The 26,431-nt window shown below is 35.6% G+C and carries 24 protein-coding genes and 2 pseudogenes; 5 read left to right on the top strand and 21 right to left on the bottom strand.

From position 1 onward, the window contains the following. Positions 1 to 253: 253 nt before the first annotated feature. The 11 genes from EL081_RS01450 to EL081_RS01400 form a co-directional block, all read right to left on the bottom strand. On the bottom strand, positions 254 to 793 hold the full coding sequence (locus EL081_RS01450) for a T6SS immunity protein Tdi1 domain-containing protein (protein ID WP_126403713.1): 540 nt from the start codon (positions 791 to 793) through the stop codon (positions 254 to 256). A 16-nt stretch (positions 794 to 809) separates the two neighbouring features. Next, the gene (locus EL081_RS10095; RefSeq protein WP_197716097.1) at positions 810 to 3,365 is read right to left on the bottom strand and encodes a polymorphic toxin type 15 domain-containing protein; all 2,556 of its coding nucleotides are present in this window, start codon (positions 3,363 to 3,365) and stop codon (positions 810 to 812) included. Continuing rightward, positions 3,365 to 4,120: a DUF4176 domain-containing protein gene (locus EL081_RS01440; protein WP_126403712.1), complete on the bottom strand. Its 756-nt coding sequence runs from the start codon at positions 4,118 to 4,120 to the stop codon at positions 3,365 to 3,367. Before EL081_RS01440 ends, EL081_RS10095 begins: the two co-directional genes overlap by 1 nt. Beyond that, positions 4,120 to 4,422, bottom strand: a complete 303-nt coding sequence (locus EL081_RS01435) for a TIGR04197 family type VII secretion effector (RefSeq protein WP_126403711.1) — start codon at positions 4,420 to 4,422, stop codon at positions 4,120 to 4,122. The genes EL081_RS01440 and EL081_RS01435 overlap by 1 nt, the downstream gene beginning before the upstream one ends. Positions 4,423 to 4,431: 9 nt before the next feature. Further along, on the bottom strand, positions 4,432 to 4,851 hold the full coding sequence (locus EL081_RS01430; protein ID WP_126403710.1) for a hypothetical protein: 420 nt from the start codon (positions 4,849 to 4,851) through the stop codon (positions 4,432 to 4,434). A gap of 21 nt (positions 4,852 to 4,872) precedes the next feature. Then, the gene (gene essC, locus EL081_RS01425) at positions 4,873 to 9,333 is read right to left on the bottom strand and encodes a type VII secretion protein EssC (RefSeq protein ID WP_126403709.1); all 4,461 of its coding nucleotides are present in this window, start codon (positions 9,331 to 9,333) and stop codon (positions 4,873 to 4,875) included. Then, positions 9,320 to 10,486, bottom strand: a complete 1,167-nt coding sequence (gene essB, locus EL081_RS01420) for a type VII secretion protein EssB (protein ID WP_126403708.1) — start codon at positions 10,484 to 10,486, stop codon at positions 9,320 to 9,322. Before essB ends, essC begins: the two co-directional genes overlap by 14 nt. Positions 10,487 to 10,498: 12 nt before the next feature. After that, positions 10,499 to 10,753 carry a type VII secretion protein, YukD family gene (locus EL081_RS01415; protein ID WP_126403707.1) on the bottom strand — a complete coding sequence of 85 codons (255 nt, stop codon included), beginning with the start codon at positions 10,751 to 10,753 and terminating at the stop codon, positions 10,499 to 10,501. A 5-nt stretch (positions 10,754 to 10,758) separates the two neighbouring features. Beyond that, entirely contained in the window at positions 10,759 to 11,247 is a 489-nt protein-coding gene (locus EL081_RS01410) for a type VII secretion EssA family protein (protein ID WP_126403706.1), read from the bottom strand. 9 nt (positions 11,248 to 11,256) lie between these two features. Then, positions 11,257 to 14,631, bottom strand: coding sequence for a type VII secretion protein EsaA (gene esaA / locus EL081_RS01405; protein ID WP_126403705.1), 3,375 nt, complete (start codon positions 14,629 to 14,631; stop codon positions 11,257 to 11,259). 68 nt (positions 14,632 to 14,699) lie between these two features. Then, positions 14,700 to 14,993 carry a WXG100 family type VII secretion target gene (locus EL081_RS01400; protein WP_126403704.1) on the bottom strand — a complete coding sequence of 98 codons (294 nt, stop codon included), beginning with the start codon at positions 14,991 to 14,993 and terminating at the stop codon, positions 14,700 to 14,702. Between the two features lie 388 nt (positions 14,994 to 15,381). Between EL081_RS01400 and EL081_RS01395 the strand changes: the two are divergent. The 3 genes and pseudogenes from EL081_RS01395 to EL081_RS01380 form a co-directional block, all read left to right on the top strand. Next, positions 15,382 to 15,609: pseudogene (locus tag EL081_RS01395) on the top strand (XRE family transcriptional regulator); the annotation flags it as partial. A 218-nt stretch (positions 15,610 to 15,827) separates the two neighbouring features. Further along, positions 15,828 to 16,343: a DUF308 domain-containing protein gene (locus tag EL081_RS01390; protein ID WP_126403703.1), complete on the top strand. Its 516-nt coding sequence runs from the start codon at positions 15,828 to 15,830 to the stop codon at positions 16,341 to 16,343. A gap of 770 nt (positions 16,344 to 17,113) precedes the next feature. Continuing rightward, on the top strand, positions 17,114 to 17,719 hold the full coding sequence (locus EL081_RS01380; RefSeq protein ID WP_061597013.1) for a DUF1269 domain-containing protein: 606 nt from the start codon (positions 17,114 to 17,116) through the stop codon (positions 17,717 to 17,719). Between the two features lie 644 nt (positions 17,720 to 18,363). Here EL081_RS01380 and EL081_RS01370 read toward each other — a convergent pair. Then, positions 18,364 to 18,705, bottom strand: a pseudogene (locus EL081_RS01370) (T6SS immunity protein Tdi1 domain-containing protein); the annotation flags it as partial. A 102-nt stretch (positions 18,706 to 18,807) separates the two neighbouring features. Here EL081_RS01370 and EL081_RS01365 point away from each other — a divergent pair. Together EL081_RS01365 and EL081_RS01360 are read left to right on the top strand one after the other, a co-directional pair. Beyond that, a complete protein-coding gene (locus EL081_RS01365) occupies positions 18,808 to 19,650 on the top strand; it encodes an aldo/keto reductase (protein WP_049486464.1) in 843 nt (280 codons plus the stop codon). Between the two features lie 164 nt (positions 19,651 to 19,814). Continuing rightward, entirely contained in the window at positions 19,815 to 20,960 is a 1,146-nt protein-coding gene (locus EL081_RS01360) for a low temperature requirement protein A (protein ID WP_126403701.1), read from the top strand. A gap of 504 nt (positions 20,961 to 21,464) precedes the next feature. On the opposite strand, the gene EL081_RS01345 is transcribed toward EL081_RS01360, so the two are convergent. From EL081_RS01345 to EL081_RS01305, 9 genes are all read right to left on the bottom strand, one after another. Next, positions 21,465 to 22,007, bottom strand: a complete 543-nt coding sequence (locus tag EL081_RS01345; protein WP_126403700.1) for a T6SS immunity protein Tdi1 domain-containing protein — start codon at positions 22,005 to 22,007, stop codon at positions 21,465 to 21,467. 723 nt (positions 22,008 to 22,730) lie between these two features. Next, positions 22,731 to 23,129: a hypothetical protein gene (locus tag EL081_RS01340; protein ID WP_126403699.1), complete on the bottom strand. Its 399-nt coding sequence runs from the start codon at positions 23,127 to 23,129 to the stop codon at positions 22,731 to 22,733. A 291-nt stretch (positions 23,130 to 23,420) separates the two neighbouring features. Further along, on the bottom strand, positions 23,421 to 23,783 hold the full coding sequence (locus EL081_RS01335) for a hypothetical protein (protein ID WP_126403698.1): 363 nt from the start codon (positions 23,781 to 23,783) through the stop codon (positions 23,421 to 23,423). A 180-nt stretch (positions 23,784 to 23,963) separates the two neighbouring features. Continuing rightward, on the bottom strand, positions 23,964 to 24,167 hold the full coding sequence (locus EL081_RS01330) for a CsbD family protein (RefSeq protein WP_126403697.1): 204 nt from the start codon (positions 24,165 to 24,167) through the stop codon (positions 23,964 to 23,966). Between the two features lie 263 nt (positions 24,168 to 24,430). Next, the gene (locus EL081_RS01325; RefSeq protein WP_048789255.1) at positions 24,431 to 24,634 is read right to left on the bottom strand and encodes a CsbD family protein; all 204 of its coding nucleotides are present in this window, start codon (positions 24,632 to 24,634) and stop codon (positions 24,431 to 24,433) included. Between the two features lie 47 nt (positions 24,635 to 24,681). Beyond that, positions 24,682 to 25,281, bottom strand: a complete 600-nt coding sequence (locus EL081_RS01320) for an Asp23/Gls24 family envelope stress response protein (protein ID WP_126403696.1) — start codon at positions 25,279 to 25,281, stop codon at positions 24,682 to 24,684. A gap of 14 nt (positions 25,282 to 25,295) precedes the next feature. Continuing rightward, positions 25,296 to 25,466, bottom strand: coding sequence for a DUF2273 domain-containing protein (locus tag EL081_RS01315; RefSeq protein ID WP_126403695.1), 171 nt, complete (start codon positions 25,464 to 25,466; stop codon positions 25,296 to 25,298). Between the two features lie 11 nt (positions 25,467 to 25,477). Beyond that, the gene (gene amaP, locus EL081_RS01310; RefSeq protein ID WP_126403694.1) at positions 25,478 to 26,044 is read right to left on the bottom strand and encodes an alkaline shock response membrane anchor protein AmaP; all 567 of its coding nucleotides are present in this window, start codon (positions 26,042 to 26,044) and stop codon (positions 25,478 to 25,480) included. A 79-nt stretch (positions 26,045 to 26,123) separates the two neighbouring features. Next, positions 26,124 to 26,363 (bottom strand): GlsB/YeaQ/YmgE family stress response membrane protein, encoded by a 240-nt coding sequence (locus EL081_RS01305; protein WP_126403693.1) that lies wholly within the window; start codon positions 26,361 to 26,363, stop codon positions 26,124 to 26,126. Positions 26,364 to 26,431: the final 68 nt, after the last annotated feature.

The raw sequence follows: 26,431 nt of genomic DNA, 5'->3' as shown, positions 1-26,431 counted from the left end.
AAATCACTTATATTTCAATATTTTTAATTACTCTCAATATGAAAATCCTTTCCAAATCCATGCAGGGGGCATCCAATAAATCAACAGGAAGCCTGATATATCAGGCTTTTTTGTTTGTCATTTTGTTTTTTGTACCAAAATTTGTACCAAAAAATTTTACATTAACAAAATAAGCGAGTCTCATCCAAAGACTCACTATTTATCTAACACTCGTTTTCATCGAAAAAACCACCGCGAGGGTGGTTCTTTTTTATCAATCGTCAAACACTCCGCCTGTGAGTTGGTACATGAGGTAAATGTGCTCCAGGACTTTAACTTTATCCATATGATCCACATCTTTAAAGCCTCCTAATGCTAGGAGCGGGACAAAACCGAAACATTGGTTATAAGACAGAGCACCATGTTTTGACACAGCTTGTCTGTATAAATCAAGTTCAAATTTTTTTGTAATATATTCGTTATCTAAATATTGAACGAATAAATCCATCCCCTTACAAATAATATCCAAATCCTGAATATTATATTGGACAATTCCCACATAGGCGTTCTTTTCCCAAGTAACAATATCTCCAAACGCTGTTACGAACATAGGAAAAGCGACATCTCCTCTGAAATAACTATCTTGGAGAAGCTCAAGATAATCATCTGGATTGATGACTTTTAGATAACCATCTAAAAAGGTTCCAAGACCATCCTCTTGCCAAATCTGAACTAACTCAGCAGGGACTTGGTCCTTGTATTTTTCAATCACTTCTTGGGGCATATCTGCCACTTTGATAAAGTTGTCTAACATATTTTCCTCTTTCTAGTTAATAACTTAGGTTAATATTAAGATAAGTAGTCTTAAGTTCTTCCGGAGAGAGACCTGCAGCCAGTTTCCGGATTTGTTCATCCATATCATCAATCCGTGTTTTCCACTGAGAGCCCAGTGAAGAATTGACACGACGGTCACCCACACCTCTAATTTTTGTTGGATCTCCACCGGCAATTTGGTCAGGATCATGAAGAGCTGCCTGCTCCTTCATCCATTCCTTAGCTTTCTTTTCTGCAACATCTGGAGTATCACCAGACAACATAAGTTCTCGAATCTTATCTTCTAGCGCTTCTTTTCTCGCTGCTTTCTGAGCCTTACTGCCCTCTTTAGAACGGCCTTCCTTCAAGTAGCGCTCACGATTATCAAAGTATTCTTGAACTGTCAAATCATTCAACCCATCTTGTTGACCTTTTAATTGACGAGAAAATTCAGTTTCATCAAATTTATCTTTATACTTAAATTCGACAGAAACCTCATCCAAGCGAGGAATTTCTTCCCCAATATCATCAGCAAAATTATTGGCTGCTCGTTTTCCTGTCTCTGCAGTCTCTTCTAAGCCTTTAGCGACATCATCACTATGCTTAACCAATTGCTCACTTGTTTCTTGACTAAACTCTTGGCCAACTTTCTTACCAGCTTGTTCTGCAGTCTCTTTCAAACCTTTGGACACTTCATCGCCATGTTTAGCCAATTGCTCTGTAGCTTCTTGTCCAACCTCTCGGCTTGCTTTCTTACCAACTTGTTCAGTACTTTCCTGCAAAGTTTTAGAAACATTATCACCATACTTAGCAACTTCATCGCCATGCTTAGCCAGTTGTTCTGTAGCTTCATGGCTAAACCCCGTCGTCGCTTTGCGGGTATTTCTCATTGCATCATCGGCCATGTTATAGACTCGAGCACCACTGCGGTTGATATTATCACTATAGTTTGCCCCGGCATAGGCCATATTATCTCCAAAATTAGATAAGGCATTTCGGAAGTTTTCACGGAAGGTATTAAACTCTGGAGATCTTGCAGCTAAGTTATCTCCCCACTTGCCTGCAACAGATTTTAACTTGCTAATTCCTTCTCCAAGCTCATCACTCCAACGAGTAAAGGTTGTTTTAGAATCTGCGATGACGTTAATCATATTCTTCGCAAATGCCTTCGTCTTAGCAGGTCCACGTGTTGCAAGGTGTAGCAAGCCTTGAGCCATATCATCTGCATTTTTAACAGCATGTCTTCCGACTGTACTAGTAAAGAGACGGGCGCCCTCTGCGAACGTTTTTGCAGTCTTGGCTGCTGTAAGACCTGCTTTGACTTCACCGGCACCTACAAACCACGAACCAACTTCAAAAACAACTCCACCTGTATTATACCATCCATCTTTAGTAAAGTCATTCCACAGCTTTTCAGTTGTTCTCTTTGTATCTCTCCAAGCTTCTGCTCGTGTCCGTTCATCAGTCATTAACTTCCACGAGTAATCGAGTACCTTTTGCCCATTTTCAAGAGTAAAGGTATTCGTAAATGCATCCTTAAGAGCAACTACATTATTCCATGCTCCGTTAACATCTTTCTCCACCCAGTCTGGAGCAACATTAAGACCTGTCAGTTTTTCAGTTCCAACAAACAAAAGTTCCATAGTAAATTGTTGAACATCGAAATATAGGTAAGCAAGATCACCAACCAAACTAGAGGCACCACCAATGAAGCCTTCAGCAAACAATAGAGTCTCTCTAACAACTGGAATATCTAGATTTTTGGTGGCATTTATAACACCATCCCACCAATCACCTAATCCCTTTCTTGCGTCTTTAATCATTGCTTGAGCGGGGTGATTTTTTCTCCACTCTTCTTCTTCTTCCTTTGCTTTTCTCGCAGCTTCTTCCTGTTCCTTCTTCGCTTGAGTAATCTGATCATCAACCTGTTTGATTCCTTCAGCTAATTGTGAATAGGAAACAATTTCTACAAATCGAGGATCAGTGTAGGACAGCTCCTGAATTGCATTCCCAGCATCTATCTGTTGCTGCAAAGCTGTTAGGAGAGATTCTGTATTTAGTTCAGTTTGATCACTATCAAAAGCGTTCACCTTTGTAATGGCATCAGATAAAACTGTATTAGCCTTCGTGATTGAGCTAGAAACATTACTAGATGGCGAACTGAGACTGATCAGATCATTAATACTTGAGTAGATCTGACTAATATTCGTTTCGTAATCCGAATGCTTAGTATTGGCATCCGTCATCTTCGTCTTGGTCTGAGTCATGACTTCTTCATCCAAGATAGCCGTCTCTGAAGTCTCACCAACTCCGTCACGGAAAGCAGTTAGAGCCTGGGTATAATCTGCATCCATTAATGTATAGGCTGTTTTTAAGCCTACAATAACAGCGTTATGACTATTATTAATCTCGTTATTGATTGCCTTCCCTACTTCTCCATACATGGAATTACTTGTAATAATGGCATTCATTTTATCTTTCGCTGCATTTAGCTGTTCTTCAGCTTTTTCAGCAGATTCCAGATAGGTTTTTTTCAGATTGAGTAATTCCTCCATTTCGACATGGAATCCCATTAACTCTCCTCCTCTCCACCAAACAGATCTAGTATTTGACTGTCTGTCGCTCTTGTTTTGAAATATTCTAATCCTTCGTCCATTGGCATAAAGGCAGTAGAATTTTGTTCCTTAGCTAGCTGAGTTGCTCTCAAGACTTCCATACTGAAAGTTTCATCCAAAGGATGTTGCCATCCCATATGGACTACTTTACTAATCATCATATTAGATACTGTTATTGGTACACTGACTGGCAACTGACCAATTGGCCACAGATAAGCGTAATAATCAACTAGATAACGATCGAATGGTTTTTGCAATGGCGCTTTACGTCCTGTTATGACGACAAGCTCGGCAATACCAGAGTTTTTAATTTGCTCTTTAATCACCGGTGGCATCATTTCTTCATCAAGTTCAACTACAGTACCAATCGGCAAAATTTCCGAGTATACTGCATCAACTTTTGCTAAAAAGATCAGAAAATCATCTTCAGAAAATTTTACTGTTACTCGTTGACGCTTAAATGTTACTGTTCGATCTCCACCATCTTCTCCATAGTCAAAATAGACATCAATAGGTGCTCCAATTTTTGGTTTATGATGATACTCTAACTCTAGCTTCCGATATTTTTTGTAGATTTCTCGGAGAATCTGAGGATGACTCCCAATAAAATTCCCTAGAAACAATATGTCGTCTGTCACTTCAAACTTTATTTGAGAATCATTGTGAAGAATACTATAAAAAATTTTATTTTTATCTACAACTTCTTGTCCCATTATTTAAACCTCAAATTTGCTGCCTTCTTTTCGAAGTCTGCTCCATATTGAGCATCCTCATCAACAATTTTCTGTGCGACTTCCAACATTTTTTGGGTGCTTTTTGCATTATAGCCTTTATAATTTGTCAAAGTCTCTTCAACTTTCTTTTGCATTTCAATCAAGGCCTTAAAACGTGCTAGTGTCGTCTTCTCCAACTCTTGGACTGTGACGCCTGATACACCTGCCACACTACTTGCAGCACTGTTTACTGCGCTATTCCATTCTTCAGGAGATACTCCAATTCTTCCTGTGCTTCCCATACTTGCCTCCTATACCAAAGATTGAAAGAAGTTCGCAGCCATATCCCAAGCATTTTTCGCCCACTCAATCAAATTACCATTTTCTGCTTCTAGACTAGCAATTTTCCCAGATAGAGTAGATAAATTCTTCTGGTGGTGATTGATGTCTGAGTTGATATCTAAAACAACTTCATCTACTTCTTTTTTGAAATTATCCCGAATCACACCTTTAAAGTTTGAATCTGAAATCTCAGATTCAATCTTTTCGACATTATCCATGAAGGTATTATAATCTTGTAATGCAGCAACAAGTTTCGTTTTGGCTTCATTCAAGCGCCTGATTTTTTCATCATTTGCTGCTCTCTTGGCATCATATTCCCGAGCTTGCGCTTGACATTTCTCGCCTTGAGCACGATTGTATGCATTACGTTCGGCTTTATCACTTGCCATGTCATTTCCTCCCTACTTTCTTTATTGATTCAACTTAATATGCTTAATATCACGGACTTCGAAATAGTAAGCTTCATCTAATGGAACAATTGGTTCCCCTATACGGATTTTGACATTTACTAAGTTTTGATCTGTAACACGGGTTCCGAATATACCTGCAGGAATATTCGTCCTTAAGCGTTTATTGAACTCATCAAATCCGGATTCAATAGAACGTTGTATTCCTTGGAAAATAATATAAATTCCATTTCGAGGCCCTTGGGAAATCATCTTCTTAAATAACTCAATCGAAGTCAAGATATGGTTATTTAAAAGATGAGCGTCTGGAATATAGATAAAGGTTGGTTGTTGCCAGCCATTTGCCTGCCGTTCATCAATTTCTGTAGAAAGCTCTGTCAGGAAGGTTGCATATTCAGACTCCTCAACTAACACGTCTATATTCTCTTGGGAATTTGTAAATTTCCCACCCGCATTTAATACAACACGGGTCACTTTATCTTCCAGATATTTAAATCCTTCTAAGATTGTATGAGTAAGACATTCAGATTGTTGAGAAGTATCCTCTGCAATCAAGAAATATCCGTGTTTCTTCGGTTCAAACGCGACCACTTTTGTCGACTCTTTATCCAAGGCTAACGGAAGATGTAGCTGCTCCAAACTCTCTTGGACTTCCTTCTTCTTGTAGAAATCTGATAAGTAGATAACATTTGGTAGCATTGGAATAGCGGATGGCACTTCTCCATCCCACTCCTCAGACATAGCCTTAATTTCTTCTTCCATAGCTGTCAGACGCTCAATATCATTGGCTCCTGCACTTGGAAGATAAATTTGGAACTCATGCACTCCTTCTTCAGTCTTAATCTGACCACGACCAATAATCTCTTGAGCAATTAATGCTTCTCGTCCTACAACTTCACGAACCCCATTGTCTTCTACTAAGAATAATGCCATTCTGGTAGGCAAGTTACTATTAATCGCTAGTCTAAAGCTATTTGCTCGAAGAGCTGTCATCGATATATAAATACCTAAGCTAGCTCCTTCACGTAGTACTTGGGCCACGAGAGATTCTATCGGATCTTTTAAACTACTTTCTTGAATCGAATCAAAGGAATCTAGAATAATAGAAATGACCGGTAAGAACTTACCTGATTTCGCTTCGTACTGTGCTAAGCTTGCTACACCATGTTCTGATAGTAAGTCTTTTCGAGTTTGAAGCTCTTGTCTGATTCTCTTAATAAACTTAACAAGTTTCTCCTCTTCTTGAAGAGTTACAATGTCCGCCACATGAGGCAAGTTTTTTAAAGGTAATAACCCATTGGTTCCAAAGTCGAATAAATAGAAATGAAGTTGCTCTGGTGAATTCATTCTTGCCATGTTTAAAACGAAAGTTTGCAAGGCGGTCGATTTACCAAATCCTGCTGATCCTAAGATTGCAAAATGACTGTATTCTTCCAAATCGAAGTCAAAGACTCGTTGCTCTTGTTTTTCTGGTAAATCTAACAAGGCAAAAGGAATCGATAGGTGACGCGCTTCTTTCCAGTTAGTCTTATAGTCGATACTTGGTGTCACTATTTCGGATTTCAGTGGCGGTAACCAAGGTTTATCTGGAAGAATCGCATCATTCGACTCAGCTAACTCCGCAATCTCATCAATGACTGCTGTCAACTCTGTCTGCTCATCCTCAGAAATATCTTGGTAATCTTCCCCAGCCGACAAGTCCGAACTTAATAACTCTGCTTGACCAAGATCATTGATCAACCAGATCCGTTCATCTACTTTCTTCTCATTGCTACTATTTGGCTGGTAATTAGCACCACTCCAAGCTGATTGGAAGAGTTCGTAGATTTCATTGTTCCCCACTTGCAAGTAAGCTCGTCCTGGTTGGATGATACTTGCTGCATCTGGGGTCTTTATAATTTCTTTCGAATCTGACTCATCCGCCACCTTCAAAGCCAACTTAAAGCGTGAGTTAGACCAGATTTGATCATCCACGACACCACTTGGTTTTTGAGTAGCTAGGATCAAATGAACTCCAAGAGATCGACCAATACGTGCTGTCGATACTAGCTCTGTCATAAACTCTGGTTCATTTTGTTTGAGTTCAGCAAATTCGTCAGAAATTAGAAATAGGTGAGGGATTGGTTTGGTAGGATATTCCTTACCATCCTGAGAACCAGCCAATCGCTTTCCTTCTTTATACAGTTTTGTATATGCATTTATGTGGTTAACTCCAAAACGGCCGAACTCTCTTTGACGTTTTTGAAGTTCTGCACGAATACTCTTAAGAGCACGCGCCGAAGCGGCTCCGTCTAAATTTGTGATTGCTCCCATTAGGTGAGGTAATTTTGCAAATAAGTTTGCCATCCCTCCCCCTTTAAAGTCGATTGGAAGGAACCCTACATCTTCCGGCGCAAAGTTGACTGCCAAGCTCAAGATATAACTCTGTAAAATTTCAGACTTACCTGAACCTGTGGTACCGGCTACTAAGCCGTGAGGACCATGAGCACGCTCATGGAGGTTCAAATACACAACGTCGTTCTTTCCTCTTAGTCCCAATGGAACTGCGAGCGTTTTTGAAGTATCGGCTAAAGACCAACGACTAGAGATTCCGAGATCATTAACTGTCTTCGCCTGATACAATTCTAAAAAGCTGATCGCTTCAGGAATAGAATTTTTCTCTACTTCAACATGGTTCAGATTGGCGAGTTTATGAATAGCATCATTAATTCCTTTATCCCATTTGTTTGGAACAAATAATTGATTTACATACTCTCGATTATCATTGACCAAGGTTCCAGTTTCGTTATTTTGGTATTCGATAACAGCTGTCGCTGTTTCTGGGAGCATTGATAAATTCTCTTTTCCCCAGATTACAGTAACACCATATTGAGTCATGTCTTCTGCAAGAAACTCATTTAGACCATGACCTAACAAATAAGAATCATCTAAGATCGTTAACACATAATGAGGACTAAAATTAAGTTTCGCCGACTTAGAGGCGTTTTCTCGAACCATTTGTCTTCTCTTTACAATAATCTGATAAAAAGAGTTCAAGACAACGTCCCTTGTTTGCTCATTATGAATTAATCCTCGTAAATTTAAATTATCCAACTGGAAGTGAGGCAACCATCTCCAATAGTCCCAAGACTTCTTATAATCCTCATCTGACAATAAAGAAACAAACTGAACATCGTGATAGGAATGCATCGCTGCAATCTGAAAGAGGATGGTTTGGATAGCTGTATTTAAATAAACTAGTGATCCCGCCAACCCCAGTGTTTGATCACGTAAGGAAATAATAATCGGTCCTTGTGAAATATGTTTGTATTTCTCTACAATTTCTTTTTTTACAAATTGTTCCCACTCATCGGTCTGTTCACGCTCAGAAAAGTCCACATGAAAGCTGCTTTTGACATCTCCAATGCCCAGACGAACATTCAGAAAGTCCTCGTGGCTAGGCATTTTTTCGTAGATTCTTGAACGATACGAGCGTATTAGGGACACTAAATCGGATACTGAAGGATAATTGTATTCTAAAGCTTCCTTCTGTTTTTCAGCTAGCTTTGCTAGCTCGGATTCTTTTTCAACAAGATAATTTTGATAGTTTTCTTCTTGTTGCTTGTTCTCTTTTTCTGTTTCCTTTTTAGACGTCCAATAACTAGATACCGAAAAAGCTGCTGTTAGGAGACTCGCTCCTCCCATACTGAGCAGCATAACTGGATTACGACGGCTAATGATTGTAACAGCACCCGTCATGACTAACATTCCTAGTGGCGGTACAATCGTCCTCAGGATTTCTCCTCTCTTTTTTTCTTTCCTGTTTTTAGGAGAGTTCAGTCTAATTCTATCTTCGGCTGGTCTTAGAAAAATTCTTGGACTTCGTCTATAGTCAGGAAAATCAAGAGGGTACTCTTCAATTAGAGTTTCTTCAATAAAGAGCTTTGAATCTAATTGAAATTTCTGCAAAAGACCAATCATTTTAAACTGCTCTGGTCGTTTTTCAATCAAAACACCATCTATAACTAGCCTATCCCCAATTCTGAAAAGCCCGTCGAATGTATCAACTTTTTCTCCATTGAAATAAATATGAGATCCATTCGAAAAAACGGTTAATAGATGAAACTCTTTTGAAACTGGTTTAAAGCGAATAAAGGCTTTCGTAGCAAACTTGATTGCTGAAGAAGAGAGATTTGAAATGATAAACTCATTTCTCGGTATGTTTGTATAAGTCGGATTTAATTCTCCTAGGGAATAGGCTACACAATTGTGTAAAAAATCCCCAGACCATGCTTGTCCGTTAAACAATAACTGATTGTTTTCATCAATACTAATACACCCGTACTCCGTCTCAATTTGATTGAAACTTTTAGAAAGTCCAATATGTTTGAATTTACAGCCGAATACAAATACATCGTAAAACACATTAGAAGGTACTTCTCTATTACTATCAAAAATTTGGTTGGAATGCTTATTTTCTTTCATACTCGTCTTTTCCTTCCAAAAGTTCTTCGTAATTTTTAATTTGTTCCTTATATTCTTTTAGTTTCTCTTGTTTTTCAGAACCTTTCATTTTTGTATCCCCACTAACATGGCTATACAGTTTTCTATAAGCATATAAAATCAGTTGATTGTCCCCTATATTTTGGGCTACATCCAAGGTTTTTTCATAATCGCCATTCCCAATATAGATCCAATATAAGAGAATATTTTCATTAGTTTTCATGGAAATGTTTTTTAAGATATTCTCTTTTTGCTCGTTACTGAGATTGTCCTCTTTAATCGAACTAATCGCTAACATATATTGAGTACCCTTTGGAAAGTTTTTCGGATTATCTTTCTCCAAAACTTCAATGGCCTTAGAATACTCATTGTTTGTATAATAGATCTCACTTGAGATAATTCGATCTTTGTACGGAAGCGTATTAAATAGATAGAAACCTGCTACGAGTGAAAGAATTACAAATAAAGATCCAAACGCTATCATCCCCCACTTGTAAATCATAAACTGATTTTTAGGTGTATATATATTCTCTTCTAATCTTTTTTGAACCTGTATGGCAACTTGTTGATTCAATGCCTCATTCAATTCTTCAAAATTTTGTGCTTGCTGAACCTCTTGTGAGAATGGGTTTTTAATAGCACTTGAACCATTGATGAGGTCATAGAAGTCTAATCGAGGATTCAGAATATAAAGAATCAATGCACGATAGGATTTAAAGTAGTCCTCATTTTCTACGAAGGGCATTACAGAAGTAGAAAAGCCTCTATGCCCACTTTTTACGTATTCACCCAAAACAAAGAAATTGTCTGGATGAATATAAGGAACTACCAAGGTGTGAGAATAGCGAGAAAGAAACTGCATCTTTTGAGCCAATACTAGTCGATCAACCAAAGATAACTTTTCTAGCGCTTCAACTAGAGGAATTGAAGACTCTTCAACTGTATACGTCACTCGAAGTTCTTCTTCGCTAACTTCTACAACTTCACCTGCTAAAAAATGAGTATCCTTTTCTAAAAATGTTTGATACTGTGGTAAGTCATTTATTTTAAATTGATTAGCTTTCAAGCTCACCATCAAGTTCTTATCTTCCACATAGATATCTAACTCAGGATAATATTCTTTTATCTGTGACACAGGACTACCTCGCTATTCTACACTCGTAACTATTTCAAACTGATCACCATTTCCAATAGGATATTCAGATATTAGAGCTGAAGGTGCTAATGAAAAAGGTTTGTTTTTTAATACCAAATCAAATTGTTCTGGTAAATGAATTTCTTTTAAGACCAATGCTTCTCTTAACAATATTTTTAAGCGATTAATTGTTACAGCAGTTGGAATCATGACATCAAAATTTTGATTTCGAAATGCAAGTTCTATTGTAATTGTTTGGGGGTTCATCAAGACTACTCCTTGTTTTTTAATTGGAAATCTGAAAATACCTTTCCTAATCTCCAACCTATAAATGCTATAAGGGTTCCCCCTAGCAAAAATAAACTACCGAAGAAAATCTTTATCCAAGAATGAGATGAATCTTCTAAAGCATTTGGTATGAATTCTGGAACAGAATAATCTGACTGGAAAAGAATATCTTTTGATGATGACTCTTTTTTATGTCCCCAATCATCCTGAAAGACTTTGTCAGTTAATTCGTTCAAATAGCTACTTTCCTTTTGTTTAAGGTCCTTATTTTGTTCTTCTTTCTTTTCAAAAAATAAATCAGTCTTATTTTCATAGTGTTCATACTGCTTTTGTTCCTGATCTCCACCATAAATGACATCATTATGAATCTCAAGTGATGATTTGTCATCCGCAAAGACAAGATTGTGTGTCAATACTAATCCTGTCAAAACTATGAAAAGATGGAATACTGAAAGTATTTTTTTACTAGACATTAAAATCTCCTAAACAGACTCTTCCTTTAATGGTTTTATAAACAAATTTAGCAATGTTACTGCAAATGCAACTAATACCAAGATAAAAATTGTCATTCCTCCAACACCGATACCATTAATTAAGGCAACATAACCATTTTCAATATTTTGGAAAGGTGAGAAACGATAAAGGAGTGAAACTATTGTTCCCGGTTTTGTTGACGAACCAATAATTGGCATTAACAGCAAGTAAATACCTAGCAAGAATGTAAAGATATATAAGGTAAGTGTTCTTTCAAATTTTCGCAATAGGTAAACAAAAAGATTAATTAAAGCGAATACTAGTAAGAATGTATATAGAATCCATACTACTTTTGAGACGGATTGAAGGATTGTCGAAGTGACAATTGCGAATACCATCGCTGATATACCTGCAATTGAGTTGATCTTTACTGTATTAGGAAGATTGTACCAGATACGATTCGGTGTTTTAATTTTATCTCGTTTATCAAGACTCCGAGGATTAATCAAGTACATAGTAAAGAAACTAATCAAAATGGTAAGAAGAGCACTAACAACTGTCATATAATACGGAATAATAGAGACCTTTGCAGTGGATCCTTTAATGGCACTAACTTCAATAGGTGATGATAAGAAATTAAATACTTTTTGATTATCTGCTCCACCATTCTTAGTATTTGATAGCACTTTATTAAAGGATTCTACATATTTTTGATTGTCTGCTAAGTTAGAATCTGTACTAGATACGTATTTATTAACACTATTTAACACAGCATTCACTGATTCCTCTAATTGCTGCACATCTGTTGAAAAGCTTTTTACAACCTCATCCATCTTAGGCAGTCCACTAGCTGTCGTTTCAGTTTGCTTTGAAATATCTTTCGCTGATTTTTGGATATTTCTCAATTGAGAAGCAACATTCGTTAACTTGGCTGTATTTGCAGCATCTTGCTCTGTTCGAGAACTTGTATCAGACTTATAAAAATCATCTAGCGTTACTTTGGCATTATTGTACCAATCACCTAACTCTGCGATTAGTTGATAATAATCATTTTGACTAGGAATAGAATTTAAAAGACCATAGAGAGTAACTTCTTTCTCAGATGTTGCTGTATCATCCGGGGTTCCCAGCAATACTGTTAAATCTGTGATTCTCTTATTTAGTTCATTAAAGATATAATCGCCATCTTTTTTATAAGCTTCAGCAAATTCATCAGACACTGACTTAGCTAATGTCTTTTTATCAATATTATTGTAGCGATAATAAATAGAGTTTGGTCCTGCTAAATCTCCCAACGAAGTATTATTATTCTGTGCACGAAGTGCAAAAGAAGTGATTGACTCTGAAGGATCCGAAAAGATCGTTGTTATTTGTTGAGCCGCTTTATCCAAAGATGAAAAATTATTAAGAATAAGTGGCAAATCTTGGACAATTGTATCGTTTTTCGTGTCAAACACAGCCAGTTTGCCAGAAGAAATCCCACCTTGACTATTAGTCCATTGGTAGTCCACTTCATTATAAGAACGATTTTCTGTAGGTTGAGAGCTCCAGGATAAATTTACAGATACCGTCACCGGTAGAGAACTTGGCGCTACTGGTACCTTCACAACCTGAGTCCGGACTTGATTACTTGAAGTCACATCTTTTTCTGGGACATTCGTTTGTTTGTCTGTACCTTGATCAGCTTGTGGGTTTTCCACAGAAGTATTTTCTGCAGGAGTAGTCTCTGCAGTGGTACTTTCTACAGTAGTACTTTCTGAAGGAACACTTGCACCCGCTGTATCATGGATAGAAATAACAAAACCATTCGATGAAGCGGATACTGTAGCTGCTTTGTTGTATGGGGCAAGTTGCTGATTTAAGCTCGATTGAATCTGAGCCGCAACATCTCCACCATTTGAAATAGAAACACCTTCTCCATTTAATGAAATAGTATCTCCACCAGTACCGATGTTAAAGGTAGCTGTTGTTTGGAAGGAATTTGCCTTGTCAGACTCTTGACGATTCACAAAATTATATGATGTAGTAGTTCCAGTTCCTACTCCAAAATCACTTGCATAACGATTAACAAGAGCTAACTCACTTCTATATAAATTAGCTTGGTCACCAGTAATAACATTCTTCGTAACAAGCGCATCAATTAATGAAGATAACGAAGCAGTTGGAGTAGCTCCCACCTGAACGTTAAGCTGTGAGAGGTAATCTTTATCAAGCTTCGATCTCTTGTCAGGATTCATTAAAACGGCAATCGCTTCTTTTGCATTTTCAACAGTTGCTGTCTCTGGAGTTAATTTACTATCTCCGTAATATTTTGAAGAAATAACTTGTTGTAGGTTTTGAAGGTCACTAATTTGACCTTCTACCTTTTTAATATTTGTTTCTAATGCTGTTTTTGTCAGTTTTTGAGCACTTTCATACTGCTTAGCATTTTCTAAGAAACGAGTATAAATACTTTTAACTGGAGTCCCTTCAGAATCAACTGGTTGAGAAGGAGTTGCTGATTCTTCCGCACCTAAAATCATAAGACTCGCAAGCATTTTGTTGTAATAAATATCTAAACCACTATATTGATTGGTACTAGCGCTTGAATCAGAGGCATTTGTCCCATTGCCTTCTGGCTGAAGGGTATCTGCAATCCCCCCTGCTTCTTCAGCATTCCCGTCCATGAGTGACGTAACTGAAGAAACAAAACTTTTCTGTTCATTCTCAATAGCCGTACTGTTTGATTGTAAAGAATTGGTTATAGCTGATACGCTACTAAACGATTGTGGAAATGACTGAAAAGGTGTTTGAATATAGTTCTTCAAAAAGGTTGAGTTTTGGTATTCTGTATCTACTATTCCTGTGACATTTTGCTGTGCATCCGTTACACTTGCAACAACACTTGAAAAATACATTTGTACAATCTTCTTATTGAAATCATATAGAACTGTATTAATATTTTTCTCGATAACTTGTTGTGTTACCTGATTTTGACCATTTCTAATATGATATTCAATATTGGCTTTTTGTGGGTCTATACTTTGTAATGATAAAACTGATTGAGAAAAATTCTTAGGAATTACAATCATAGCATCATATTCACCACCCTCAATCCCCGCTTTTGCTTGGCTTCGATTAGAGGTCGACCACTTATGTTGTTCATCTTGAGAAACTAATGTGACAAAATCATGTCCCAGTTCATATTTCTTTCCTTCAAATTCCCACCCATCATCTTCGTTAACCAAAACATATCTAGTCTCAGAAGATTCTTTACCTAATACTTGAGTTACTGACGAGTCTTTAAATGCTATATAGACAAAAGTACTCGACACTGCTATTAGCGTAATTAATGTTAATATTATTGTGAGAACCTTTTTATTTATTGTTTTCAAACGAAACATTTTTTCTCCTAAAATTGTAATTAAAATAGCCAGCACTCAAAATAGAGCACTGGCAATAATAGTTTATCTTAGAAACCGAATGATGCCTTATCAGCTACATCACGCTCTTCCACAGTATTAGCATAAGCAATAAGCTGTTGGTTTACACTCACAAGGAGTTCTTCCATTTGTTTTACATTTGCTCTCAATTGTTCAAACTGCTCAAGGTATGCATTGAAAGCTTGACCTTGCCATGTTGATGCAATTGCGTCATTAGTACTTGAAACTTTTTGAATTTCAGCTTCAATACTGCTTGCAGCTGTTGTGTACACGCTCGCTTGAGAACGTAGTTCTTCTGGGGTAAGTGAAATAGCTCCTGCCATATCTTTTTCTCCTTCTCTTTTAAAGACATAAATATACTTTGATAAGCATACTTTTGACTAATGATACCCTAAAATAACAGCAATGTCAATTACAAAAATGTATACTATGTTTCGCAAATATTACTTTGACGTTACACTAATATAACTTTTTTATTTTTATTATAATATAAATGTTATATCTTCAACTCAGACGTTATAAATATTCAAATTGTGTATTAGATTGAATTGTAAACACTGACATTAACCAATATAATTTAAAAATCTTTTGCCCCACTTTTGCCCCATTTTTAAATCATGACATTGAAAATACCTAAAAGTACTTCCCTAAAATCAGCTATATTTCAACATTTTTAATTATTTTCAATATGAAAAGTTCATACAAATTCATGTCAAATACATCGAACATTTTCTACAAACTGATGGACAGTACTTAGAGGATTTACTTTACTTAACAAGAGGCAACCAACTATACACAGAAGATGGAGATGAGTTGTATATTGATCCAACTTCTCAGAAAAGAACACTTCATAACCAATATGAACCTGGTTTTATTGTAGCAAGGGATAAATCTCCACTAGAACTCTTAATTGAAAATAAGGAATTGTTTGATAAATAGAAAAAGCGAGGATAACCTCGCTTCAGATTGAAGTTAAAATCTTTAGAAGACACTTTTATAAGGACTTTGTCTTCAATCTGTGAAAAGGAGTGAAAACTCCTTTTCTTTTTGTAAGTCAGACTGAAACTTCCAAATTGTTTATTTATTTTATTGACATTTTCTATAAAAATAAGTACAATAGTTTTATTATCAAACTATACTATATAGGGGGTATTGAAATGAAATTTTCTAATCGTTTACTGCTATTCCTTGCAGGAGTTGTTTTTGTCCTTTTAGGACTTTTCCTATTTACAAACCCAGTAGCTAATCTTGTTGCTTACAGCTGGTGGATTGCATTTGGTTTACTGGTTTCTTCTATAGCAGCTATTTTAGGCTATTTCTCTGCACCAAAAGAGCTTCGCTCACCTGTTTATCTTTTCCAAGGATTTGTTAGTCTTCTCTTAGCTCTTTACCTCGTTGCTTATGGCTTTGTGACCCTGCCGGTCGTCATTCCGACCATTGTAGGAATTTGGTTAATTGTAGAAGCCATTATTGCTTTCTTTAAAGGCAATCGTCTAGGATTGATTTTCCCTATTATTGGTAGCAATATCACGTGGGTAGCCTTGCTTGAATTTTTACTAGGTCTAGTGATTCTGTTCAATCCAGTGGCTACAGGTGTCTTTGTCGTTTATGTCATTGCCTTTGCATTTTTAGTTACTGGCTTCACCTACATTATTGAGGTCTTTCGTAAATAGTCTAGTTGCTATTTCTATCGCATTCAAAAAAGCTGGGAAATCATATTCTCAGCTTTTTCGTCTCTTTAATTATCACTTTTTCGCATTCCATTCTGCGTAGAATTGCTCCAAGTATTCTTCCAAAAAGTGATGGCATAGTGCTCTAGCATTCGATAAGTTGCAATAATAACCGGTCGAGAACGGGGCATCGACTCAATCATACCGAAAATAAAAGAGCGAATGTTATCTGCAAAAAGAAAGCTTAGATTCTTTGCGATTTCAACAAAAAAAGCACTGTTTGTACTGACCCCAAAAAGTTAGACAAGTAATTTAAGTGAAGGATTTAGTTCTGTATTTCACAGGACTAATGTAAGTGGCTCATTTGGACTATCCTCCTGTTTTGTTTTGTCACTTACAGTATAGTCCTTTTAGGCTTTTCTTGTATTTTGAGTTTAACTAGCACCACGGGTATTATTTTTCCTTTTACTTACCAGATAGAAGTTAAAACTTAATTGAAAAGAACCATTTAATTTAACTAATGCATGTTCTTAAAATTTCCTAAGTCTACCAACAGCTCTATCTAAATCTTTCTTTTTAATCAAAATTTTAAAATTGCCTAATTTATAGAATATAAGTTTTTAAATAAAAATTTAATCTTTTTGTAATATATTGTATATTGTATAAAAGATTATTGTATGCTATAGTTCGCCTTGTATAGCAGTATTTTGTACTATTATACAATATAGGAGATTTTATTCTATCTCTATAAAGTAATAAAGTAGTGTAAGCCCATGGAAAATGTTGTTGTCTCAATTTTTCATATTGAAAGTGAAGCCTTTCAGGCCTTTTCAGAATTAAAACAGTTTGTTCAAACTGAAAATACCAAATTAGCTCAGGCTTCAATTGTAAAAGCTGAAAATGGTGTTGTTAACGTCAAAGATAGCTTTGATTTGATGAATTCCCTAGGAGATGATTATTTCGAAGGCGGATTAATTGGTAGTTTAATCGGAATTTTAGGTGGACCACTAGGTGTTCTCTTTGGTTTTGCTACTGGTGGAGCAATTGGCGCCTCCGTTGGTTCAGACAAAGAATTGATCAATTCGGCATTAATTACAACCGTTAGTAAAAAGTTGACTAATGGCGAAGTAGCTATTATTGCACTTGTACAAGAAAATGATGAATCTGTTTTAAATGCTATTTTTGAAAAGTATCAGGTTGACATTGCTAGATGGGATGTCGCTACTGTTGCGGCAGAGATAGAGTCAGCTCTCAAAATTCAAGAAGATTTAGAGCATCAAGCTAAAGCTCGCTTAATTGCGGATAAAAAAGAAGCTCGTCGTGAAAAATTTGATAAATTGAAAGCTAATATTAAAGAGAAATTTTCGAAAAAAAATTAACAGACTGAAGAGACTGAGGTAAAAAGATTTCGATTTTTGAAAATCTTTACTATTAAGCTATTTAAATAAATGGTTTAAATTAATAAAAAAGCGACCAAACGGAGATTTCTGGCACTTAAACTTCTGTTTGTTCGCTTTTTATGTTAGTCATGTAAATTTGTAGCTAATTTACATGACTTTTCTATATTCTCTAATAATAGGCACTGATGATTTATCATAGGTACACTGGTCTCCTGAATCAAAGCTTATAGAGTTATGGTTCGTCTGGATACGAGGGTCAACATATATAGGTATTATAGGTTTTCTAACCAAATGTGAGTCATTCGTTTTTGCCCCACTTTTGCCCCATTTTTAAATCATGACATTGAAAATACCTAAAAGTACCTTCCGAAAATCATCTATATTTCAATATTTTTGATTACTTTCAATATGAAAATTTCATACAAATTCATGCAGGGGGCATCTAAATCAACAGGAAAAAGCCTTGAGTTCCAAGGCTTTTTTGCTTGTCATTTTGTTTTTTATACCAAATTTTGTACCAAAAAGTTTATATTCACAAAATAAACGAGTCTCATCCAAAGACTCGTTATTTATCTCACACTCGTTTTCGTCGAAAAAACCACCTCGAAGGTAGTTCCTTTCTATCAATCGTCCATCACTCCGCCTGTGAGTTGGTACATGAGATAAATGTGCTCCAGGACTTTGACTTTATCCATATGTTCCACATCTTTAAAGCCTCCTAATGCTAGTAAAGGAACAAAACCGAAACATTGGTTATATGACAAGGGACCATGTTTTAACACAGCCTGTCTATATAAATCCAGTTCAAAGTTATCAGTCACATATGAGTTATCTAAATACTGAAGAAAATATTTCAGGCTCTTGATAATAATGTCGCAGTCTTGAAGATTTTATTTTACAATACCAACAAATTCATTCTCTTCCCAAGTAATAATATCTCCAAAGGCTGTTACGAACATCGGAAAAAGAAGTAAGGAACTATTCATAATAATAGCCGTAGCAAATCTTTGCATTTTTGCCTTATCTTATTTAAGATAGTACTATTAAAAAAAGAAAAGGTGAAAATCATGGAAACATATACACTTGCAAATGGGGTTGCTATTCCTAAAATTGGTTTTGGAACTTGGCAAATTGCTGAAGGCGAAGAAGCCTATAACAGCGTTAGCTTCGCACTTAAGGCGGGTTACACACATATTGATACCGCACAAATTTACGGTAACGAGGTTTCTGTAGGTAAGGCGATTGCTGATAGTGATTTGGCACGTGAGGATATTTTCCTAACTACCAAACTTTGGAATGATAAGCACGATTACGAGTTGGCTAAGACTTCTATCGATGAGTCTCTCGAAAGACTTGGTGTGGATTATTTGGATCTTTTGCTTATCCATTGGCCTAATCCAAAGGCGCTTCGTGAGAATGATGCTTGGAAGGCTGGCAATGCGGGTGCATGGAAGGCTATGGAAGAAGCTTACAAAGAAGGTAAGGTGCGCGCTATCGGTGTGTCTAACTTTATGCAACATCACCTAGAAGCTCTTATTGAAACAGCTGAAATTGTTCCACATGTCAATCAAATCCTCTTGGCTCCAGGTTGTGACCAAGAAGACTTAGTTGCCTATTGCCAAGAGCGCGATATCCTTATTGAAGCCTATAGTCCACTAGGTACAGGTGGTATTTTTGGAAATGAAGATGTTGAAGCAGTGGCTGAACGTAACGGTAAATCTGTGGCACAAGTTGCTCTGCGTTGGAGCCTTCAAAAAGGTTTCTTGCCACTACCTAAGTCTGTGACACCTAAAAATATAAAAGCTAACTTGGATATCTTCGGCTTCGACTTATCAGAGGAAGATATGGCGGTCTTGGATAAGATTCAAGGCATCAAAACTCAGGATGATCCTGACAAAGTTAATTTTTAATAGGATTTTAATCAACTCGTCAGGGTTGCTTTTTCAAGTAAATGACAAAAGAAGTCAAGGTTTTGACAATTCGCGCCACATGAAATTATTTAAGCATATCCTTTTTCTCTCATTACCATTTTCTGTTATAATGAATTGTATTTCTAAAGTAGAAAGGTATTAATATGACAACTCTTATTAAGCATAAACGTGTAGAATTTTCAGAACTATTTTATGACCTAGTGTTTGTTTTTGCAATTTCAAAAGCAACTACTTTAATTGAGCATCTTCATAACGGTATTTTGACTTGGAATTCTTTCCTTGATTTTTTCATGGCTGTCTTGGTTCTCACTGATTCATGGATGATTCAAACCATTTATACCAATCGCTATGGAAAGAACTCTTTATTTAACATGGTAATCATGTTTATCAAAATGGGACTTTTACTCTTTATAGCCAATATGATTGGACCTGATTGGCAACAATATTTTCATTATCTTTGTTGGGCTGTTGGTACATTAACCTTTACCTTATTTTTACAATATTTGGTTGAATTTTTTAGAAAATCAACCGATAATGTTGAACGGGAAAGTATCAAAGGTTTTCTATGGATAACAGGTCTAGGAAGTTTAGGAGTCTATCTAGCAGCTCTTCTTCCTATTTACGTTGGAGTCTCTGTCTTATTTGCTAGTATTCTGCTAACATTTATTATGCCAATTATCTTGCTTAGTAAAGATAAGCATTACCAGGTAAATCTCCCCCATTTAATCGAGCGCATCTCCCTTCTTGTCATTATTACGTTTGGAGAGATGATTATGGAGCTAGCTAACTTCTTTACAATCGAGAATTTCTCGATTTATTCGGTTCTTTATTTCATTATTATGCTTTCTCTGTTCTTGTTTTATTTTGGTCAATTCGACCATGCTATTGATGAAAAATCTAATCAAAAGGGACTATTTCTAATTTACAGTCACTATCCTATTTTCATTGGACTTATTATGATGACCGTTTCGATGAGTTTTCTTCTGAATCCTGAAGCTAATCTTCTCTTTGCAACCAGCTTCTCTTATATCGGATTTGGCCTCTTTCAAGCTGCTGTCCTAGTAAATGGGCCCTATAACAAACACTATCTTCGCTATTCGAAAAGTTACTACTGTGTCCAAGCGACACTCTATCTGGCTGCCTTGATTCTCTCTTTAATCTTTGCTTCTAATCCTATAATAGTAGTGAGTATAACAACCATTTTAGCTCTAGCTATAGCCATTCATTTTATTTATTTTTATGTGACACAGAATAAAAAATATTCCAAATCTAACTGGGGGTTCTTTTAATGAGTTTATAACATAAAAAAGCTTTGGGAACCAAGGCTTTATATGATATCAATCACCGACCACGAAAATGTTTAGCTTACAGAACTGCTAGTGAAGCTCTAGAGGATGAGTTCGAGTAAATGTTGCACTTATTCTTGCAATTTATCATTTACTTGATGCACGAACTCGATATTTTTTTCGTTAATTTGTTTTTGCCCCACTTTTGCCCCATTTTTAAATCCTGACATTGAAAATACCTAAAAGTATTTCCCTAAAATCAGCTATATTTCAACATTTTTGTTTATTTTCAATATGAAAAGTTCTTACAAATTCATGCAGGGGGCATCTAAATCAACAGGAAGCCTGATATATCAGGCTTTTTTGTTTGTCATTTTGTTTTTTGTACCAAAATTTGTACCAAAAATTTTTATATTCACAAAATAAGCGAGTCTCATCCAAAGACTCTCTGGTTATCTAACCCCCCGTTTTCATCGAAAGAACCACCGCGAGGGTGGTTCTTTTTTATCAATCGTCAAATACTCCGCCTGTGAGTTGGTACATGAGGTAAATGTGCTCCCGGACTTTGACTTTATCCATATGATCCACATCTTTAAAGCCTCCTAATACCAGGAGCGGGACAAAACCGAAACACTCATCGTAGGCCAATTCACCATGTTTGGCAACAGCTTTTTTGTAGAGTGGAATATCGAAATAATCGTCTTTGAAATCTTCATCATCAACATACTCTATGAAACGATCCATACGCTTAATCATAATATCCAAATCTTGAATATTATATTGGACAATTCCCACATAGGTATTCTTTTCCCAGGTAATAATATCACCAAATGCTGTTACGAACATAGGAAAAGCGATATCTCCTCTGAAATAGCTATCTCGGAGAAGTTCAAGATAATCATCTGGATTGATGACTTTTAGATAACCATCTAAGAAGGTTCCTAGACCATCCTCCTGCCAAATTTGAACTAACTCAGCAGGGACTTGATCCTTATACTTTTCAATGACTTCTTGGGGCATATCTGCCACTTTTATAAAGTTTTCTAGCATGTTTTCCTCCGATTTAATTTCCTATTCACGTTTAACTCTGCCTCTAGTATACCACAACTTATATATATCAGAGACTACTTAACAAGAAGAATAACAGTCTCATGCGCATTTAAGTATCTAAAGGAAAGATAATAAGGATAATGTTTTTGAAGCAATCTAATAAAGAAGCATGCCCGTATTTTACATTCATTTTTTGCCCCACTTTTGCCCCATTTTGAAATAATTGCATTTAAATTCTCTTTAATTATCTTCCGAAAATCACTTATATTTCAATATTTTTAATTTCTTTCAAGGTGAAAAAGCCTCCCAAATTCATGCAGGGGGCATCTAAATCAACAGGAAGCCTGATATATCAGGCTTTTTTGTTTGTCATTTTGTTTTTTGTACCAAATAATTATAAAAGTTTTCTAACGTTATCAAATTCTTCATTTATTTTCTCTTGTAGTGTATGACCATATACTGCTCTTCTTCTATAGCCTGAGACTCTTTTGATGAAAATAAATCCGCAGAAAAAGTAAATGCTTCTAGGAAAACATTATCTGCTCATACTGCTTTATTACATTCTTGGGTATGTAATAAAACCAGCACAATCAAGAAGAGATTCATAAATAGTAATACAAGTATTTTATTGTGTTTGATTTCCATAACTATATTATGGTCGGTCGCTTTCTTCTTATCAAAAGGTTTTGAAAAATAAATAAGAGAGTTTTCCAACTCTCTTATTTATTTTCTTATCTCACACAAATACTTCACATGTCCAGGCTCATCAAATTCATTTTTCTCGATAGCATAGGCCACATTTGTATCCTTATTGAGAAATAGTACCATAGAATATGGTGCCATAAAGCTTGCTTTCTCTTCTAAGAACCAAGAATCAAAACACTGATCACCTTCGTATAACACGATTCTTTCATATTCATCTACATCATCACTTTCTGAAACTCGTGCTCTTACTTCAAAATTAGCGCTGGGTTCTTTTCTCAAGATATCCCCGATCCAATAGGTTGCTTGTTGAAGCGAATAGAAATCAGCAATTCCCCAACGGAAATACTCACTCATTTTTTCATCTACAAATTCAAAATCTTCAGTGGTGTCCATATCTCTAAAACTTGTTATTCTCATATAGTATTCTCACTTTCTATTTATTCAACTTGTTCTACTTTATAAGCAACTGCAAGCAACAAGGTTCGCTTGTGATTTATAGGATATTATTAGTTTTAATAATTCACTTCCAACACCTATATAAAGTTATTATATCAAATTTATGTAATTTTGTCAATTTTGTCAGATTTAGTACACACTAGGATAACTGAGAGTCAATTCTCGACCAAGGAGATACACAATAAAAAACGCTTAATCCTTGTACAGAATAAGCGTTAAACTATGACTAGAAAAGGAAATTAAACATTGTCCTCAATCATCATCTAATTCCTTCAATGCCTTCTTATAAGCCTCACTGTCTTTCTTATAATAATCACGTTCCACACCGGATATATCTACAGTAAAGACACCATCTTTATATGTATAACTTGTTGTGTGATTTAACATTTGAGAACCCATCAGCTCAATTGTTTCATTCTTTTGATCGATTACAAAGTTATCAGCAACACTACTATCAAGTGTTCCCTTATTTCCTGAAATAGTAAATGCTCGTTCATTTCGAGATTCATTAACCCAATAATATTCGCCATCCAAAGTCTGGTTACTTTGATTAGAGCATGCAACTAAAGGCAAACTCAAAATCATCAAAAATAGTAGAGTCATTATTTTATTCATTGTAACACCTCCTTAATCGCTTATATTCTAACAAATTAGCATTAAATATCTATTACAATAGAAAATTAAGAAAACGGAATCAAAAACGCACTCTAGCCTCTATAGTAGAGCTAAGACTATAGAATTTAGAATGCGTTATTAGGGATTAACTAGTTGTCATTAAAAGATAACCATTAACTATTATTTGTCGTCACCTTTAATCATATTTTTAACGCCTTCGATTGCGCCTTCAACGGCATCTTTTGCGTCTTCTGCGACTTCTTTTACTTTAGAAATTACTTTTTCAGCAGTTCCTTCTTTTTCAGTTTTTTCATCGCCAGTCAATTTACCGACACCTTCTTTGATCGCACCTTTTGCTTGGTTTACTTTTTCTTCTGTAGACATAGTCTTACCTCCATGTGTAATATCTTTAAATTTTAATTATGAAATAATCTTGTGGATATTTGATTCTATATCAAAAGAAAATCGACTTTTCGCTTAAATCTAATGAGAAAATGTGTTACTACTCAATTAAATTGAAATAGTGCATTACTTAGGATTATTTGATTATATTGGCTTATAACCTTTTAATCTGATTGTTAAATTTATATGAAAAGAATTATAGAGAATATGTTGATCTAACACGAAAAATCGATTGTACTTATGACTTATTTGTCATCACCTTTGATCATATTCTTAACGCCTTCGATTGCGCCTTCAACGGCATCTTTTGCGTCTTCTGCGACTTCTTTTACTTTAGAAACTACCTTTTCAGCAGCTCCTTCTTTTTCTGTTTTCTTGTCGCCAGTCAATTTACCGACACCTTCTTTGATCGCACCTTTTGCTTGGTTTACTTTTTCTTCTGTAGACATAGTCTTACCTCCATATGATTTTTTATTTGTAAGTGTTTAATTATAAATTAATGAACACGTGGTTTTTCATTTGATGAAGAGTCAGTTACGGCTTCTACGCCTTCACCAACTTTTTCTTTAACTGCTGAGAATCCATTCCCTAAACCTGTTTTAACATTTTCAAACTGTTCAGATGCGAATTCACCTGTTGATTCAACTACTCCAGTTACACGATCTTGCAAGCTTACTGAATCTGCTTCATGTTGTTCTTTCGTTTTAATATCAACAACATTCACATTCACTTCAATAACTTCCAAGTCAGTGATCTTAGAAACTTGTGATACAACTACTTCTTTAATGTGTTTGTACAACTCAGGAACATTCTTTTGATATTCCACTACTACATTCAAGTCAACAGCGACTTGTTCTTTACCAACTTCAACGTTTACTCCATTACCAACATGGTCAGTATTGATGATCTTATCAGTTAGATTAGAGAAAAATCCTCCATCTACAGCCAACAAGCCATCTACTTTTTCTAAAGAAAGTCCGATAATTTTTTGAATGACTTTATCTTCGTAAGTCAATTCTCCTTTTACTGCATCTACTTTTTTAGTAGCTTCTTGTTTATCTACATTTGTTGTGTTTACATTTTTTTCGTTTGACATATGAAACTCCTTTTTTATTTAAATAGTCCTTTTTGTTGTATATAATATCCAACTCCAGCTCCTAAGACGGCGAAGATTAAAACAAACAATGTTTTAAAGAACCCATAGGACAGGATGCAGCAAGCTAAAAGAACACCTGCTAATCCAGACAGTAGTGGATACTGGTATTTTTTAAACCATTCCATTTTTTACTTCCTTACTTTACACGACTCACAAGTTTTTTTGTTGGTGTTTTAGGCTTATAATCTTTTACAGAAACATCAAGCTTAACACCATGATTCATTCCAAAAAACTGTGTTAATCCATTACCGATTTCATCTTTTATAGACTGAGTTCGTTTAATAATATTATCTGAAGGAAGAACTTCTCCTTCCACGTAAACTAAACATTTATTTTTCCGACTATTTACATGAACTTTAGGATTCTTAATGAAGTTGTTTTCATTAACTACACTACGAACAAATCCTTCAATAGCAGAATTTTTTAGTTTTAGCTCACCACCAGCATCTTCTAACTTTATCTCTAAATGTTGTTTAGGATAAAAGATGATTACTAGCATGAATAATAAAATTAAAATTGAGAGAACCAAGGTACCCCAGAAAAGATATCTTGAAAGATAATATCCTAAAAAGGAAATTCTCTTCCAGTTAACTAAGTGAAGTCCTAAACCGCTAACTTTATGGTAATCTAGCAAAATAGGAATCAAAATTGTCAAGATTAAAATACAAAATATAAGAGAAAGTATTTTCTTAGATTTTGACATATTGAATCCTTTCATGAATATAATCAAATCATAATCTTGCCCTGTCTTAAAGATTATGATTTATTCTTGAAAAAGAACATTATTCTTTTTTCCCTAAGAAAAACGACACTACGGAAACAACAATAACTGCACCCGCAATAGAAGGAAGCAAAGCCATACCTGCTAAAGACGGACCCCAGGATCCCAGAAGGGACTGTCCAACTGACGAACCAATTAAACCTGCTAAAACATTAGCAATCACTCCCATAGATCCACCTTTTTTAGTGACTCCACCCGCTACGAGACCGATAAGGCCTCCTATAATAATAGACCAAAGCATAATGGGCCTCCTTTCTATCTCAAAGAAAAGTTATTTAAACAATATTCAATAAGTAAGAATGAAGAATA

It is taken from the genome of Streptococcus viridans, from assembly GCF_900636365.1.
In the GTDB taxonomy this organism is placed as follows: domain Bacteria; phylum Bacillota; class Bacilli; order Lactobacillales; family Streptococcaceae; genus Streptococcus; species Streptococcus viridans_A.
The sequence above is the reverse complement of the archived record's forward strand: the minus strand, read 5'-3'. Positions and strand labels throughout refer to the sequence as shown.